This window comes from Mycoplasma sp. 246B, from assembly GCF_054353935.1.
Genome location: NZ_JBTHHM010000014.1, coordinates 1 through 17775 on the forward strand (window position 1 = coordinate 1; position 17775 = coordinate 17775).

The following is a 17775-nucleotide window of genomic DNA, read 5'->3' on the forward strand; positions in this document are numbered from 1 at the left end:
TTTTAATTATAAGCCATTAAGAGAATTAGTAAATAATCCAAAAATAACTATTATTATGTTAGAAAATCCACCATTCGCTGAACCAACCGGCGAAACCACAAGAAGCAAAACGAGTTTTAAGATTAAAGATATTTGACTAAGACAAAAAATGATTCAAACCATTAAAGAAGAGAAAATAAAAGTTAATAGTCAGGCGTATGCAAATGACTTAGCAAATATCTTTATATTCTCTGCCTTCAAATGATATCTAAGACAGCAAACAGATAGTTACATCTTATTTAGTCCTATTAAATATTGAAAAGTTCAACATTTAATTGATAAAGAAATTTTGGATTCAGTTTTATGTAATAAAAATAAATTCAATGCTTCTAAGGCAGCAATTTCTCTTATCCATTGAAAAAATATAGATAAAGAAAATAAAGAAATAAATTTTAGAGTAGATGAGCAAGAATATCATAATATAAATCAAATAACAGTTAAGAAAGTTTTTAATAACATTAATAATATTTTCGAAAAAGAAGATGAAAGCGATGGTCTTTATGATGTTATTATTGTCTCAAGTCAATGAACCCCGGATTTTAAACACGGATATATCATAAATCAATCCGTTAATATACATGCTACTTTTAGAAAATACACTATTGAAAATGCATATAAATATCTTCCATTATGAATTGCTAATGAATATAAAACGAAGCATTTTTATGAAATAGATGTTTTAATGAAGAGTTCTGATAAAAAAGATCTATATCAAAAAGATGAAAGATTCTTATTCGAATCATTTATATATACATTATTTTCGTTCAGAAATCAATGTATAAGTAATGAAACTATGCAAAATAATTTTGTTCCAAAACAAGGTTCTCGAGCGCAAATATTTTTAGATGAGTTAAAAAAGAAATTTAATCTAAACGACGATGAAAAGGATTTATTTGAAATATGAAATAGTATTTTAGTATTAATAACAAAATGCGATGAATATAAACAAGATTGAAAATACGGATCTCATCAAATCGAAAAACAACTTAATATTAAAATCGAAAGTGGTTCATATACAAAAGATAACAAGCCTATTATGAAACCCAAATATAGTGAACTTGATGAGAAACTTAAGTTATTAAAACAAAAAATAAGCGAATATTTCAATAAGTTTTTAACACCAAAAATCTTAGAATATGAGCTAATTAAATAAAAAAAATAATCTAAGAATAAGACTAAAGTAAGAGCCAGGGGGGTTATCCCTTTGGCTCCATCTTTGTGTTTTCTTTATCAAATAAGTCTATTTGAAATAACGTTATCTGTTTGTGAATCAGATTGTTCTTCTTTGTTTTCTGCTACTTCTTGTTCTTCTTTTTCTTCTTGTGCATCTAACATAATTAAGGTGCTAAAGTTTTTAACTAGGTTGTTTTTGAATACTGCTTTTTCTAATGCATAATTAATTGCTGGTAGACTAAATAATAAAATTAAGTTTAAAAAGTAGTATAAAACAGGTAAGTAGTTGGGTATTAATCCACCTTTATTTTGGTCGTAGAATACTCCTCATCCATTTGGATTTGTTGCATTTGAACCTAAGAATGTAAAGATAACTACTAAGTATACTATTTCAGCAACTGCTATTCCTGTGACAGCTAATGCAGCAGAAATATAAAATACTCATTTATTAATCTTATTAGTTTCACTGATTTTATGTCTTTTTATTGCGTATAATAAAATTACCAGTGCATAAATATTAAAGAAGAATAAGGTTGGATAATTTGATACTGCATCGATTAAGATATCAGTATTTAATACAATTGCAGGGATGTAAATTAAAACACCTCAAAATGCAAAAATAATTGTGATGTAAATTCAAAATGTTTTTTGTAATCCAAAACGTTTAATCAAAGCACTTGATCCAAAGTATAGTTTGGCTTTTACAGTATTATGGGTTTCATTAATAAATGCTGCACTAAGTCCGTTTAAAACCCCAAATGTTGAGATTAAAATAAAGAATCAAATAATAGGACTGATGTATGCTGCAACTGATTTAGGTAAAGTATCTGATAATAACCCACCGATGTTACCTTGATTATGTAAAATTGATGAAAGTGCAATTAAGGTGTATATTACCACCACAAAAGCCATTCCAAAGAAAATTGCCTTCGGTACATTTTTGTTCGGTTTTTTAATCTTATGTGACATTGATGCATTACCTAAGAAAGCATCGTAAGCAAATAATACAGCAGGTAAAGCAGCAACCAATCCTTTGATGCTAAATGATTTACCTATAATGGTAAATGCATTTACTCCACCAGCATTATGTACATTTGGTAGCACAATTCCGATGAATAACGCTACTAATATAGGTACAAATTTTAATATAGTAAAAAATGACTGTAATTGCCCTGATGTTCGAGTTGATGCATAGTTTAGTAGCATAAACACGATCATAAATAACAATCCAATAATAATATGAACCACACTATGAATATGTGAAGTATCGAGTTTTGAAGCAGCACCAATGAATGTAAATCATACTTCAGAACCAAAGATTCCAAGTAGTGCATTTAAAGCACCAAAGTAAAATGTTGAAAATGATATGGATGTAAAGTATCCAAGTCGTGAACCACCTACTTTAAAGGCTCAATTTGATAAACCTGTCAGTTTTGTGTTCTTAAATGATCCAATTTCAGCAAATGATAATGCTGCTGTAAGTGAAATTAAACCTCCTACTATTCATGCTAGTAATCAAGTGACTCCATCTCCTCCTGTGGTCCTAGAAATAGAACCATTTTTGAAGAAGATACCAATTCCGACAACTGAACCGATTACTAACATTAAGGAGAAAAATAAACCAATTTTTTTATGTTTCATTACTTCCTTTTATGTTTTGATATGGTATTTTTAGTTTGTATATATGTATTTTAAGATTATGAAATTTTGCTTGCAAAATTTCTTGTATATGGTTTGCAAACACCTGTTCTACTAGGTGTGGGATTGCTAGAACAGCAATTTTATGTTCTTTATATGCAATTCAATCATTTCATTTAACATCTGATGTGATAAATAATGAATTAGGATATTTTTTAGCTAACTGATTGATTGTTATAATATCACCTGCCCCGGCTAAAATAACACAATATGAGTATTTATATTCTAAATCAGATGCATTGCTTTGAAAGTTAGATAAATTTAAATATTCCCAAAAAAGTTTTTGCACATCTGAAATAGATATTTTTTTAGCAATTATCGCTGTGTATCTAGGACCTTCAGAAATTACATAGTTTGATAAATTTATCGCTTTTGCAATTTGATATGAAGTTCCATTTACATCAAAATCATAGTTTGTATGCATTGAATATGCACTAATTTTATTTTTAACCAACCCTTTTTTGATCTTCTGTTTATACTCTGCTTTTTGTAGCATATCAGTTTTTGTTTTTTCAAACAAAAACGGATGGTGGGTGATAATCAAATTGCACTGATTTTCTAATGCAAAGTTATAAACATCAGATGTTAAATCAATAGCTAATACAACTGATGTTACTTTTTTATTTTTGTTTGCTTTTAAAGCATATCCAGATGGATCTCATATTTCTTTATTAGACAAAGGAAATAGACTTTCTAGATATTCTATAATAGTATTTACGGACATTAATATCTTAAATAATCCCTTAAATTTTTACCGTATTTAGGATTTCCTTTCAATTTGCGTAAGATCTTGTTTTCAATTTGTCTAATTCTTTCTTTTGAAACATTGTTACGCATTTTTGCTAGTTCTTCTAAGGAATGAATCCGATACCGTTGTCCGTTTTCATCATATCCTATTCCATAGCGACGACATATAAGTTCTTTTTCTTCTTTTTCTAAATAATTATCAATCATATCAAGCAAAATAGTATGTAACTCCTCGTGGGCCGCAAAATCCACTGGATTAATTACTACTTCATCCTTAACAAAATCACTAAATGATGAATCATTTTCTTTTCCTACTTGTTTGTCAAGTGAAATAGGATCAATATTTATTTTTTTAATGTAACCAACTCTTTCAGCAGTGAAATCTCCACCAATACGCTCAGCAATTTGTGCTAAGGTAGGTTCATTACCTAACTCGTGTTGCAATTCACGTTCTATTTTAGATACCTTATTAATGGTTTCTACCATATGAACTGGGACTCTAATGGTTCGTGCTTGATCAGCTACAGCACGGGTGATAGCTTGTCTAATTCACCATGTTGCATAAGTTGAAAACTTATATCCTTTATTAACATCATATTTTTGTACTGCTTTCATTATCCCTTGATTTCCCTCAGAAATCAAATCAATAAATGAAAGTCCTCGATTTTTATATTTTTTAGCATTATTAATCACAAGACGCAGGTTTCTTAAAATTAATTTATCCCGAGCTCTTTTACCACGAAAACCACCACGATCCATTTCTTTGGATAATTGTACTTCTTCTTCCTCAGTTAATAGTTTTCCATACTTACCAATTCAACGCATATATCATTTGACTATATCATTTGTTTCAGTAAGTTTGTTAGTTAAATTACGTGCCTTTTTGTTCTCGGTTTCTAGCAAAGTTGCTTGTGAACCTAAGGTTTCTAAATCAAAGTCACCAAAACTAAATTCATCATCAGAAGCATCATCAAAAAACATCGAATCTTCTTCTTCAGGTTCTTCATCTTTTTCTTCATCTTCTTCATCATCTGTTGATAATGATTCTAAATCATAATTAGGTTCTTCGGTGTCTTCTGAAAAATCTTCATCTGCATCAAATTCATCTAATGGAAAATCTACATCATCTAAATCTAGAGTATCGGATTTGAAATTAGGTTCCAATTCTTCTTCGATTTGGTCTCTGCTAACTGCATCTAAATCACCTGCATCACTGTGGTTTTCTAAAATATTTGCTTGAAATAAAGCATCTAAAAAATCATCGTTTTCTTCTGCATCAACATATATATTATGATTTAATAAAATGTCAAACACTTTTTCTTGAGAAAAATGATTTCTTTTAGATTTTTTCATCTCTGTTTTTAAAAGCTTGATAACATCTTTGTAATCTGACATTTTACCTCTTTTCTATTCTTATTTTTTTGTTTTGTATATTGGCTAATTCTTTTTGATATTCACTTTTACGACGAAAGTTTTTAATTTGATTTTTAATATAAAATTGCTCATTTGCTTGTGCCGCTTCCTTAACATATGGAAGTAAATTTAACTCGACTGTATCATTTTTTGCTGCATTTTGATACTGCAAATCTATATCATTTTGACATTGCTGCATATATTCTTGAAAATATGAATAACTTTGCTGGTCGCTTTGAAATTTACTTAATTTCAAAAAGGTTTGATATAAATGTTCTTTTAGCTCAGTTAATTTTGCTTCGATGTTAATGTTTTCGATTGCTTTATCAGCACTTTCAAAGATATCTTGCTCAATTACTTCATTAATTTTTAGATTAAACATTTTTATTTCAGTATATAAATCTCGCAGTTGTGCAGGTTGACTAAAAATTACTTCTAAACCTTGCTCACTATAAAATAAATTTGAAAAATCATTACGACAAAGCATAAAAATCAAAATCTTTAATCGCTTGAATTTGCTTATTTCATCAAAAAAATGTTTTTTATTCGGATTTATTTGAAATTTTGGATTAACAGGAAATTCAAAATTCATATCAAAGGGATGTTTTTGAATTTGTCTAGGTTGATAATCAACATAAATATTATTTATATCTATATCATAGTTAAATTCACTCTTTATTTTATTTTTAAAATATGCTTTATTTTCGTTTGATAAGTATGATAAATAACTATTAAATTCAATTACAAATTCCTTGATTTTATTAAAATCAGAATTTTTTGTTATAGTAAAATTTATTTTTAATGTATCATAAACAAAATCAATTGCTCCCCGTGTGGTTTGCATCAGTTGTTTTAATGTTTCTGCTCCTTCTTTATTTAAAATCTCATCAGCATCTTTTTGGTATGGATTTATAATAACATCAATGCGATTAATTTTATTCGATAATAATGTCTTAATAGTTTTTAATGTAGCATTTATCCCTGCTGCATCATTATCTAAAAATAATTTAATTTTATAATTATATAAGAGTGGAATATGTTGATTAGTAAGTGCTACACCCATTAAAGCAACAACATTTTTTATCCCTGCTTTATAACATGCAATCGCATCCATAAAACCTTCTACAATTACAACTTCGTTACTGCTTTGAATGTGATCTTTTGCATTAAAGTAGTTATACAAGATTTTGGATTTATTAAATAAATTACTTTCAGGTGAATTTATATACTTAGCTACTTCGTTGGTTATTGTGCGGCCACTAAAACCCACTATTTGACCATATTGATTTTTAATCCCGAAAACAACCCTATTATGAAAGTATTCTACATAGTTTTCGTTAATCAAACCACTGCTATATAATTTATCAAATCCATAACCTAATTTTTCATTTAAGTGTTTTGATAATAAATTAAAGTCAGGTGCAAATCCTATATCAAAATAACTTATAAGTTCGCTATCAAATAAATTACGTATTTTCAAGTAATTAATAGCTGCATTGTTTTTAAGTAGTTGCAATTTATAAAAAGTGTTTGCTGCTTGCAAAATTTCTAATTGTTCTTGCTCTTGTGTATTATATTCCACTAAATCGGATTTATTTAATGAACTAAAATCTAATTCTTTTCCGATGTTTTTTGCTAAATACACAATTGCATCAGTATAACTCATTTGTCTTTTTTTTGTTAAATAAGTAACTATGTTACCACTTTCTCCGCAAGAAAAACATTTATATATTTGTTTTATTGCTGACACAGAGAAACTGGGATTGCTATCATTATGAAATGGACATAGTCCTACATAATTATTACCTTTTTTATTTAATTGGACATCTTCAGAAATGATATCCACTATATTGTTTGAAGAAGTTATTTCCTTAATCAATTCATATGAAATTGCTTGTGTCATTACCCTCCAAACTAAATATATTCATTAATTTGCTCAATCAAAATGCGAAATTGCTCCATTGTATCGCGATTTCTTAATGTAACAGTTGCATCTTCTAAACTTTGATGATCAACTGTTAAACATCAATATGTCCCAATTGCATCATTGCGACGATAACGTTTTCCGATTGAGCCACTTTCATCATAACTTGTCGAGATTCCTAAATCAATTAATTGGTGATAAATTTTTAATGCTTTTTCAGAAATTTTTTTAACTAACGGAAGTACAGCAACTTTATAAGGTGCAATTTCTTTTGGAAATCTTAAAACTATTCTTTCATCACTTTCTGTCACTTTCTCAACATCATAACAATTTACAAGGATAGCAAGCATTAAACGATCTAAACCAATACTTGGTTCAATCACATAAGGAATTAATTTAGTATTTGTTTCTGGATCTAAATATTCTAAACTTTCTCCACTTGCTTGCATATGTGCTCTTAAATCAAAATCAGTTCGATTCGCTACTCCTAAAAGCTCACCTCAACCAAACGGGAATAAAAATTCTATATCAGTTGTTGCATCAGAATAATGTGCTAATTCTTCTGGGGTATGTTCTCGAATCCTAACATTTTCTTTTGTTATGCCAAGTTTTTTTATTAACTTCATACTTTTTTGGATATAATAATCAAACCATTTTGGCGCGTGCTCAGGATAACTAAAAAATTCTAATTCCATTTGCTCAAATTCACGAGTTCTAAAAATGAAATTTCCTGGAGTAACTTCATTGCGAAAACTTTTTCCTACTTGTCCGATTCCGAAAGGTAATTTAGCACGAGTTGTTCTTTGCACATTTTTAAAGTTTATAAAAATTCCTTGTGCTGTTTCTGGACGTAAATAAATTTTTGATTTATTTCCTTCAATTACTCCTTGGGCAGTTTCAAACATTAAATTAAATTGCTTAATTTCGCTTCATTGTGCTTTGCATCCATCATATTCAGGTAAATTTTGATTTAAATATTCTCGCATTTGATCATTGCTAAGTTGTTCAGGGATAATGTTGGAATTAATTTCATTGATTAATTTGTCAGCACGGTATCTTTTTCCGTTCACTTTGTTTTCAATTAGTGGATCATTAAAATTCCCTACATGTCCACTTGTTTCTCAAACTTTTGGGTTCATTAAAACTTTTGAATCGATTAAAAAGTTATTAGTTTCTTTTAAAATAAATTCTGTTTTTCATATTTGTTTGATGTTATCTTTTAATAAAGAACCTAACGGACCATAATCTCAAGTATTTGAAAGACCTCCGTAAATTTCACTGCCTTGAAAAATAAACCCAGTGCTTTTAAGATGGTTAACTAAAACTTGCATAAATTCTTTATTATTTTTATTAAACATTTTATTATTATACTATTTTTATATTTTTTAAATATAAAAATTTGCTATTTTATAACTTTCTACAAAAATACAAAATAAAAAAGTCAAAAGACTTTTAAATTTAGTTAAGCGGTGGAATTACACCTACTCATAATAAAATCACAAGAACAAATAGTATTGCAAGTGCTAAAGAAGCAAATAATACTGTTCAGAACATATATGGAATACGTTCTTCAGTTACTACAACTTCGCTTTCTTCTTTTGGTTGTGCTTTTGCTACATCTGAAAATACTACAACATTAGTTTGTGGTTTAACTTCAGCTGCGATAATAGGATAGTGATATGCTTGTTGTGGAACAAATGCTAAATGTAATCCTTCGAACACAAGATATGATAATCAGTGTACTAATAATACATTTCTACCACATTCTTTTCGATAATATACGGCTGTTTCTGGATTGAATTCGATTTCAGGTTTACCAACAATTTTTTCAGATAATGATTTTACAGATGTTGCCAATGAAGCGGCGACTAATTCGAATAATTTTTGTGCTTTTTTATCATCAGTAAATTTATTAGAAAGTTTTTTAGTAACTACTAAAACATTTTTCAGTTGTTCCTTGATTCTTGTTAAATCTTGCTCAGATGTTGTTTTTTCTTCTTTGAAAAATTCAGCAACCTTAGAAATTCTTTGTGCATAAACAGCTAGAGCCTCAAGTTGTTTAGTAGGTTGTAGATTTTCAATAAATTCGAATCTAATAGGTTCTTTTGAACCCGTAGAAACTTCCTTTACTACTTCCACAGGTACTTCTTTTACCACCTCTTTAATAACTTCGACTACTTTTTCAACTGGTACTTTTACTTCTTTGATAACTTGAACTTCGATAGGAACTTCTTTAGTAACTTCTACTTCCTTAACAACTTCTAATGGTACTTCTTTAACTACTTCAATTTCTTTTACTACCTCAAACGGTACTTCCTTAATAACCTCAACTTCTTTGATGATTTCAATCGGTACCTCTTTAATGACTTCGACTTCTTTAATAATTTCAACAGGAACTTCTTTAACAACTTCCTTTACCACTTCAACAATTTTTTCAACAACTTGAACTTCTGGCTCAGTTTGCTTTACTTCTTGAACTATTACCGGTGCTGCTTGACCTTGTTTTTGAAGTTCTTCGTTTAGTCTTTGTAGTTTTTCGATTTCTAAATCTTTAGCAGATTTTTTTCTTTCAATAATAAATTCATCATCAACAGGGAAGTATGTTTCATGTTTTCTAAGAACTTTAAAATCGTTTAGTCTTTCAAGGTAATCACGAGCCTCATCTGATTTTCTTGCTCCTGTTTTTGAATCAATAAAGAATTCAGATAATACATCACTTTCAACTACATTACCATCAAATTTATCAACATTGATTTCGTAAAAATCAACACCTTCTTTTCATTCTGAAATGAAAATTCCCCCAAATACTTTTTGATCTGTTTGGAATCAAGTTGCACAATCATATCCCAGTGATAAAAATCAGTTCATCGCATCTTTACGAGTTTTAAATTGAGCTAATGCATCTTTTACTTTTGGGTGCTTAAGCACTCATGGATAGTTTTTATTTAATGCTGGTTTATATAAACATAATAGACGTTTCATATTCTTCCTTTAATTTTTTTAATTTTCCTCACTTTTTGCTTACAAATAAGAATATTAGAAATAATTGTTAATATTATATAATATTATTACCACAGCAGATATTGCTAAATACATATTTTTATTCCTAAAAAATAGGAAAAAAAGTAAAAATTCAACTTTTTTTCCTAAAATAAGCAAAGAAAAAGTAATTTTTTTCTTTTTTTCCTATGGTATAGGCAAAAAAAGAAAAATAAACGAGGCAAAATGAATAACAAAGAACATATATTGGAGAAAATTAATCAAATTGTTCCAGATGAATGTGGTGTTTACTTATGAAAAAACAAGAACAACGAAATTATTTATGTTGGGAAAGCTAAAAATCTAAGAAAAAGACTTAAACAATATTTTGAAGGACATAATAATTCTTGATTAACTCCTGTGATGGTTGATCAAATAAATGATTTTGATTTCTATATATGTAAATCTGAGCGTGATTCATTTTTAACAGAGTTAAAATTTATAAAACAATTTCAACCTCGTTATAATATAAAACTTACAAACAAGAATACATATCCCTATTTTTTATTTGTAATTGATAAAAATGGTTTACATATAGATATTGGTGATAATCTGAATAAAAAAAATTTAAAATATTATTTTGGTCCGCTTACACCTACATCACAATTTTCAGCTTTTTACGATGTTTTATGTAATCAGTTTTTATATTATAAAGGACTTAAAATTACCAATAAAGATGAATCGTATTGATTAAATGCCCTTGAAGAAATTAAAAATATTTTCAAAAATAAATCGCCTGAATTTATTAAATTAATTGCAAAAAAAGAAGCAGAATACAGCAGCAAATTAGAATTTGAATTTGCACAAGTTTATAAAAATGCTTCTGTGTTTATTAAATCATTATTACAAACACAAATTCTACAAATTAGCAACACACAATCACTTGATTTTTTTGCTTTTGAAAAAGTAAATCAAAACATTTTTATTTCAATCCGATCTTACCAACACGGTTCTACCACTTATATTGAAAACATAAATCGCAAATTTCAAGGTTTACTAACTGAATTTATCGAAAAATTTATCAATGATTACTATAAAAAACGACCAGATATAATAAGCAAAATCTTGCTAGATTTTGTTTATAAATCTGAAAACCTTATTTTTGATGACAACCTTACTAAAAGAATCTTATATCCACAAAAAGGGATTTATAAAAGTATATTAGAAAACCTTAAATCAAATGCTCAAATCCAGGCAAAGGAATATGCACGAAAACATATAATAAAAGACAATGTAGTTTTATGAAACAAACTAAAACAGGAATTAAATTTATCCGAAATAGATAAATTTATTATTTTTGATAATTCTTTTGAGAATTATCAAAAGGATGTTGCTGGTTCTTCTTTATGTTTTGATATCACGGGTCAAATAAAAAACTTAACTACTTTTAATAAATTATCAGAATTCAATCAAAAAATTGATAAGCATTCAGATGTACAATTTACTTACTATAATGCTGTTTCTTTTTTACAAAAGCATAAAAATAAAATAAATGCAAATGATGTTTTTATTGCTGATGGCGGCATTGCTCAAATAAATGAGATTAAGGAAGCGTTAAAAAACTTCAATCTTAATAATCTTGTTTTTGGTTTGGTAAAAAACGATAATCACAAGACACAAAAACTTATTAATGATTTAGGTAAAATTATTCACTTATCTGATGAAAGTTTTTTATATTTTTCTGCTTTACAAGAACATGTTGACAAAAATGTAAAAAGATATTATCATCAACTTGCTAATTCAAAAAACACACTGAAAGGATCATTAAACATCCCTAATATAGGTAAAAAAACTATCACTGCATTAATTGCTAAATTTGGAACTTATGCATCTATAAAAGAACAATCGCTTGAAATTCTTACAGAAGTCATCGGAGCAAGTAGGGCTCAATTGGTTTATAATTACTTTCACAAAAAATAGTATTTATCCAAAAGATAAACACTATTTTACATCCTAATATTTCCTGTAGTTCTTGGAAACGGAATGCTATCACGGATATTTTCCATTCCTGTTATAAACATCACAAGTCTTTCGAATCCAATCCCGAATCCAGATGATTTAAGATGTCCAAAACGTCTTAAATCAAGATATCATTGTAAGTCAGCTTGATCAATACCGAGTTCATTTACTCGTTTTACGATTTTAAAATAATCTGTTTCTCTTTGACTTCCACCGATTAATTCCCCTATTTCGGGAACTAATAAATCAAAAGCCGCAACTGTTTTACCATCATCATTTTGATACATATAAAATGCTTTAAATGATTTAGGAAAATTAATAACAGCAACTGGAGATTTATATACAACATCAGTTAAGTATTTTTCATGTTCGCTTGCCAAATCTAGTCCAAAATGGATATCTTTTTCTTCAAATATATCTTTTACTTTTTCAAGTTCTTTTAATGCATCTTGATAATCCACAATTTTTAATTCTGAATCTAAAAAATTGTGGATTTTATTTAATAAGTTTCCATCACTTAGTTTATCTAAAAACTCCATTTCAAAAGGATGTTTAGCCATGGTATTTCTTAAAACAACCTTTAATAAATCCTCTGATAATAAAATAGTTTGATGCAAATCATAAAAAGCCATCTCGGGTTCAATCATTCAAAATTCCGCTAAATGTCGTTTAGTATTCGATCGTTCCGCTCTAAATGTTGGTCCAAATGTATAAATATTTTTAAATACATTTGCATAACTTTCTCCATGAAGCTGACCTGTTACTCCTAAGGTTGATTTGTTCCCTTTACCAAAAAACGGATCATCCACATTCGAATCAGAGACATTAAACATTTCCCCTGCACCTTCTCCGTCATTAGAAGTAATAATAGGTGTAGTGACATAATGAAATCCTTTAAACATAAAATACTTATGGATTTCTTGTGCCAAGGTTGAACGAATTAACATCACTGCTTTTAAAACATTTGTACGGTGACGCAGGTGTGGAATTTCCCGTAATGTTTCAAGTTTCATTTCTTGTGCTTGAATCGGGTAATCTTCATCTACTTTTTTATATTCAATTAACTTGGTAGCAGTCATTTCAATAGGTTGTGGTGCATCTGGTGTAGTTCTCAAAATCCCTTGTAAAGAAAGTGCAGATCCGGGTTTTAAAATATCAAGAACTTCGAAATCAAAATCACCTTTGAACACTACCTGCAAGTTTTTTATGGTTGACCCATCATTTATTTCTAAGAAGCGAATCTTTTTATTTCCACGATTAGATGTAACTCACCCTTGAATTTGAATATCTCATTCGTTATAAAAAATAGGTTTTAATAAAATACTTTTTATTGTATGCATTTTTCTCCTTTATTATATTATACTAAATTTGCTTCTTTGCTGTGTTAAAAGTTGTTAATTTCTATATATCTTCTAAATTAAATATTTCATTTTGTTTTTTAATTACCTTGTTTTATTGTTATTTTTATAATATAAAAATGCTTGATATAAATCCTTATAAATTATATTACCGTAATTTATTTGTTTAAAATGATAACCAAAAATTAAGAAATAATAAATAGCTAATTTATTACTTTTTCTTATTATAACTGTATCAATAACCTTATAATTCATATAAAATATCTTATTACTCTTATAATAAATATGACATAAAAACTTATTATCATCATACCTTGCTTCTTGTTCATTATTTAGATAATATTGTTCCTTTGAATATTCAAAGTAATCAAATATCTTAGTTAATTTATTATATAAATATTTATATTTTTTATAATATAAAACTATGAAAACTAATTCTATAACTAATGCAAATACATAGAAAATATCTACATATCTTCATTCTTTAAAATAACCTAATTTTATTTGAGATGCAAGTTTATTGTATGCATCCAAATTTACAATTAATTCGTTTATAAAAAATAATAAGAGTATAATAAAAAAGGACATAATCATATTCTTAAATATAAATTTGTTTTCTTTTAAATATAATTGACCTCCTTTTTTAAATAGTACATTTGTTTGCCTTGCTTCTGTTATACTAACAAGTTTTTGACACTTATAAATAATGAAATTAGTGAATGAGTTTGTATTAAATAATATAATGAAAGAAAGCACTAAGATGTTTGTTGATATAATCACCCCTAAACACATTAATATAAATAAAAATAGTGACATAAAGCTTCCTTAAATATCAAATGTATATTAATCACTTTGTTCTTCGTTAAAAAAATTAACATAATCAAAATACAAACCTTGATAATATTCACTATGCTCATCTTTTCATGATTTGTGCATATCAAAAATAAAAAAAGCAAAAACATCATATGCACTTTCTTTAAATATTTCTTTAACTCTTTGTGTTGTCAGTACCCTTACCCTGACATCAAAAAAGTTTGTTCTAAAATATATATAATTATTTGTGGTAAGCCCGTTGTTAAAGTAAATAGTATTATCAAGCATATATTCACAATCGATTATTTTGCTACTTTTGACTTTTTCATCAAAGTGTTTTCTGACTTTTCTCCCTATATGAAAGCACTGAAAGTAATAAAGAAATGTAAAAATATCAGTAATGATATATGTAATAAAGTTTACCATAAAAATTATTATCATTTCTGGTGCTGTTTTTGTATTAAAATACTTGTCTAGTAGGATGAATGTTATTGTTAAAATAATATGTGTAACAAAACGAAAAATTATTGCTATTACTCAATAAAATATTTCCTTATTATAAGATATAAGATACTTTCTAAACTCATATCATCCCTTTACAAAGTTTATATGATACTCTTTTGTTTTTTGACTTATATCTCTACTGTATGTGTCTTTTGCTATAAAAAAGAAACTTTGATATCTTTTTGTATATGCAATTATAAAAACAGGATAGAAAATAACCGCAAAACAAGCATTAATTATCAATAAAATAAAAACATATTCAAACATTTTATCCTAAATTATCTGTTTTTGTTTTATTAGGTAATTTTCTTATATATCATTCATTTAATTTTTTATTATATATCTTTTGCTTCCCTCATGCATAAAGCATTCAATCAGGTTTTGCTAACATTTGTTCTAAGGTTAATACCTCAGATGTTTTAAGATTTTTAAAAACTAAATTCTTTCCTCCTTTACCACCTTGATTATAAGGTTTATCAATTGGTGTTTCTTTTACTACTACTCATTCAACTCTTTTAATATTTTCTAAATTTATCGCTATTGTTTGTAACTGATTCTCTAATTCTGATAAAAAGTTATTTATCTTTTTATTTTTCTCTTCCATACTATCGATTTCTCTTTTTGTTAAATAGATATCAATTGAATCAAGAACAAATCCTGCTGTATGTAGAAAAGATTTTTTGAAAAATGTTTTATATGGTACTTTTTCAATTGCTCAAAATTTACCTTTATAATTCTTTACTGCAGAAAAAACATTTCAAGTTCACCCAGAAATAACATTTTTACCATATGAGTAACCTGATAATGCTTCATCTTTCGAACTTTTTTTAGGAAACTGAAATATTTCTGATAATAATTTATGATTCTTTATATATTTATCCCTTCTGGATTCTAATATACTAATTGCAACACTTAATCCAATGGATGCACCTGCTAATAATGCAGTACCAAAAAAACCTAATCCAAAGCTAAAAATACCTGCAAAAAAGCTAAATATAGATACAGCAGACATCGCTATTTGTGCATTTAGTAATCTTTTTATTATATTGTTATACCAAAGTATATTATCATTTATATCTATATAAAGTTGTTTTATATCTTGTGATTTGGATTCAAATTCAAAAAATTGTTTTGTTAGATTTTTTGAATTCATTTCATTACTATCTATGTTTATTACATAACCATTATTCGCATCTAGAACGGTTCTTTGTATTGTAGATTCATTATTATTTAACTTTGCTACTTCTTTTTTAACTGTATGTACACCAGATTTAAAAGTATTTAAGGACTTTGTTAATTCGTTCTTAAATTTTTTATATCCTGTCTCGTTAAGATAGTTATTTATATTTTCTTGTTGGTCTTTTGTAATCAGATTATTTGTTTTATAAATATCCAAAAAATTATTCATTATTTCTTTATAATCATCTAAGGAAATTTCGCTAATTGGTTTATTAATACTTTTATTCTTTTTAATAATTCCTTCCGATATTTTATCTAGTATATTTTCTTTATTTTTAAATATATTTTTTGATAATTTTTCTATATATTCTATATTTAAATCCTTATCAGGGTGTTCCATAATTTTTGGAAAACTTGTTTCGAATTTTACATCATTGTTGTTTATACCAGTTAACCCGTTCAAACCAGAAGTGACATCACCTATTTTAAAAATAATATTCTTCATTTTATTCCTTTCTCATATAAATAATTCTATCAAAGAATCCAACATAAGTGGTTTATTTGTTGAATTTATTTCACTTTTATGATATGTATGTTGTATATGTATTATTGATTCGGTATTTCTTTGTGATATAAATTCCTTATATAAAATAATTCATTATAATTTGTCTATATAGGGGTTATATGAACAAAAAATTAAAAACTTTATTGATATTATCAAGTTTAACAACTTCTACTATCGCAGTAAGTTGTGGAACAACTACATCTGCTAATACAAATAAACCAGGTAGGGGTGATTCTGGAACAGATGATAAGAACAAAAAACACGAGCCTTCTCCACAAGAATTAAGGGATAAAGCAATCGAGTCGTTTATAAAAGAAAATAAGATTAATGATAATTATTATAAATATGATGGACGAAAAGATAATAATCCGTTCTTAAAAGATTGGGATTATTGGTTTAAAATCCCTGGTTATAGCATTAAAAACTATGATGCTGATGATGTAAGAAATTGAAGATTACATATTGCTAAGCCTTATATGAACATCGGGGATTTTGGTAAGATCAATGATGCATTTGATCAAAAAATTAATGGTGGAGTCGATCGAAGTTTATGAAAAGCAAAGAAGCAAAAATTTAATGATTGAGCAAAGGCTGAGTTTGGTTTTATTAAGCCGAATCCTGATGTTGATATAGAAGTATCGATGAAGAATTATAACGGGGATTTATATCAACTAATTAACGATGTGATAAATGATAAAATAAATATCGATGAACAAACAAAAGAAAAATTTTATAATGAAGTTTTAGCATATTTAAATTCTGCTAGTGATAAAAATACTTATACCTTTATCAAAAAAGATGATGATAATAATTATTTAATAAGTGATAGTGATTTAGATAAATTTGCGAGTGAAAGTTATAATCAATATCAAAGTAAATATCTTAGATATTTTGCAACAACTCCTAATGAAGAATCTGGGGTGAAAATATTAGCTGATACATATAAAGAATTTAGAAAATTTGCAAAAATTTTGTTGGGTTAGATGATCAACAAGAAGATACTAGTAAACCGAAGCCTGAAGATATACCGTTATTAAACTTAGTAAACAGGAATTATTATGCACAAAGAATAAGAACATGATTTTCGTATATCTTTACTGATTATAAGAAGGGACGGGTTATTGATAAAAACATTTCATATAGTTATTATTTAAATGGTAATTCTAAATACTTAGAATTTGGTTTTAGTGATAAAAATAATTTGAATTATCAAAATCCTGTGTATGATCCTGGTTATATTAATAGTGCTGATTCATTAAAAAATTATAGCAATGAAGCAAAAAACAAGTTAAAGCAACAAGTGATTAATTTAAGTGTAAGTGATAGTTTTAAAGGGACCTTAAAAAAAAGTTGTGTATCCATAA

Annotated in this window: 13 protein-coding genes; 3 read left to right on the plus strand and 10 right to left on the minus strand. The window is 27.3% G+C overall.

Features of this window, described 5'->3' with window-relative positions:
• Window positions 1-1192, plus strand: a 1192-nt coding sequence (locus ACXYRR_RS03955; RefSeq protein WP_458598124.1) for a hypothetical protein, incomplete at its 5' end; no start/stop codon positions are given.
• Window positions 1193-1266: 74 nt separating this feature from the next.
• Here the strand turns inward: ACXYRR_RS03955 and ACXYRR_RS03960 are convergent.
• The 6 genes from ACXYRR_RS03960 to ACXYRR_RS03985 all read right to left on the minus strand — a co-directional run bounded on the left by ACXYRR_RS03960 (window position 1267) and on the right by ACXYRR_RS03985 (window position 9976).
• Complete coding sequence (locus ACXYRR_RS03960) at window positions 1267-2853, minus strand: APC family permease (protein ID WP_458598126.1); 1587 nt, start codon at window positions 2851-2853, stop codon at window positions 1267-1269.
• Entirely contained in the window at window positions 2843-3634 is a 792-nt protein-coding gene (locus ACXYRR_RS03965; RefSeq protein WP_458598128.1) for a Nif3-like dinuclear metal center hexameric protein, read from the minus strand. The genes ACXYRR_RS03960 and ACXYRR_RS03965 overlap by 11 nt, the downstream gene beginning before the upstream one ends.
• Window positions 3634-5052: an RNA polymerase sigma factor gene (locus ACXYRR_RS03970; RefSeq protein ID WP_458598130.1), complete on the minus strand. Its 1419-nt coding sequence runs from the start codon at window positions 5050-5052 to the stop codon at window positions 3634-3636. The genes ACXYRR_RS03965 and ACXYRR_RS03970 overlap by 1 nt, the downstream gene beginning before the upstream one ends.
• Before the next feature lies 1 nt (window position 5053).
• Entirely contained in the window at window positions 5054-6973 is a 1920-nt protein-coding gene (gene dnaG, locus ACXYRR_RS03975; protein WP_458598132.1) for a DNA primase, read from the minus strand.
• 11 nt (window positions 6974-6984) lie between these two features.
• On the minus strand, window positions 6985-8352 hold the full coding sequence (locus ACXYRR_RS03980) for a glycine--tRNA ligase (RefSeq protein ID WP_458598134.1): 1368 nt from the start codon (window positions 8350-8352) through the stop codon (window positions 6985-6987).
• 100 nt (window positions 8353-8452) lie between these two features.
• A complete protein-coding gene (locus ACXYRR_RS03985; RefSeq protein WP_435129435.1) occupies window positions 8453-9976 on the minus strand; it encodes an MAG3090 family protein in 1524 nt (507 codons plus the stop codon).
• A gap of 243 nt (window positions 9977-10219) precedes the next feature.
• On the opposite strand from ACXYRR_RS03985, the gene ACXYRR_RS03990 reads away from it, so the two are divergent.
• Complete coding sequence (locus tag ACXYRR_RS03990; protein WP_458598137.1) at window positions 10220-11953, plus strand: GIY-YIG nuclease family protein; 1734 nt, start codon at window positions 10220-10222, stop codon at window positions 11951-11953.
• 26 nt (window positions 11954-11979) lie between these two features.
• On the opposite strand, the gene asnS is transcribed toward ACXYRR_RS03990, so the two are convergent.
• From asnS to ACXYRR_RS04010, 4 genes are all read right to left on the minus strand, one after another.
• Complete coding sequence (gene asnS / locus ACXYRR_RS03995; RefSeq protein WP_458598139.1) at window positions 11980-13332, minus strand: asparagine--tRNA ligase; 1353 nt, start codon at window positions 13330-13332, stop codon at window positions 11980-11982.
• Window positions 13333-13434: 102 nt separating this feature from the next.
• Window positions 13435-14166: a hypothetical protein gene (locus tag ACXYRR_RS04000; protein WP_458598141.1), complete on the minus strand. Its 732-nt coding sequence runs from the start codon at window positions 14164-14166 to the stop codon at window positions 13435-13437.
• A gap of 27 nt (window positions 14167-14193) precedes the next feature.
• Window positions 14194-14934 (minus strand): hypothetical protein, encoded by a 741-nt coding sequence (locus tag ACXYRR_RS04005; RefSeq protein WP_458598143.1) that lies wholly within the window; start codon window positions 14932-14934, stop codon window positions 14194-14196.
• 1 nt (window position 14935) lies between these two features.
• On the minus strand, window positions 14936-16351 hold the full coding sequence (locus tag ACXYRR_RS04010) for a hypothetical protein (RefSeq protein WP_458598145.1): 1416 nt from the start codon (window positions 16349-16351) through the stop codon (window positions 14936-14938).
• A 179-nt stretch (window positions 16352-16530) separates the two neighbouring features.
• Here ACXYRR_RS04010 and ACXYRR_RS04015 point away from each other — a divergent pair, with 179 nt between their 5' ends.
• Complete coding sequence (locus ACXYRR_RS04015) at window positions 16531-17394, plus strand: hypothetical protein (protein ID WP_458598147.1); 864 nt, start codon at window positions 16531-16533, stop codon at window positions 17392-17394.
• Window positions 17395-17775: the final 381 nt, after the last annotated feature.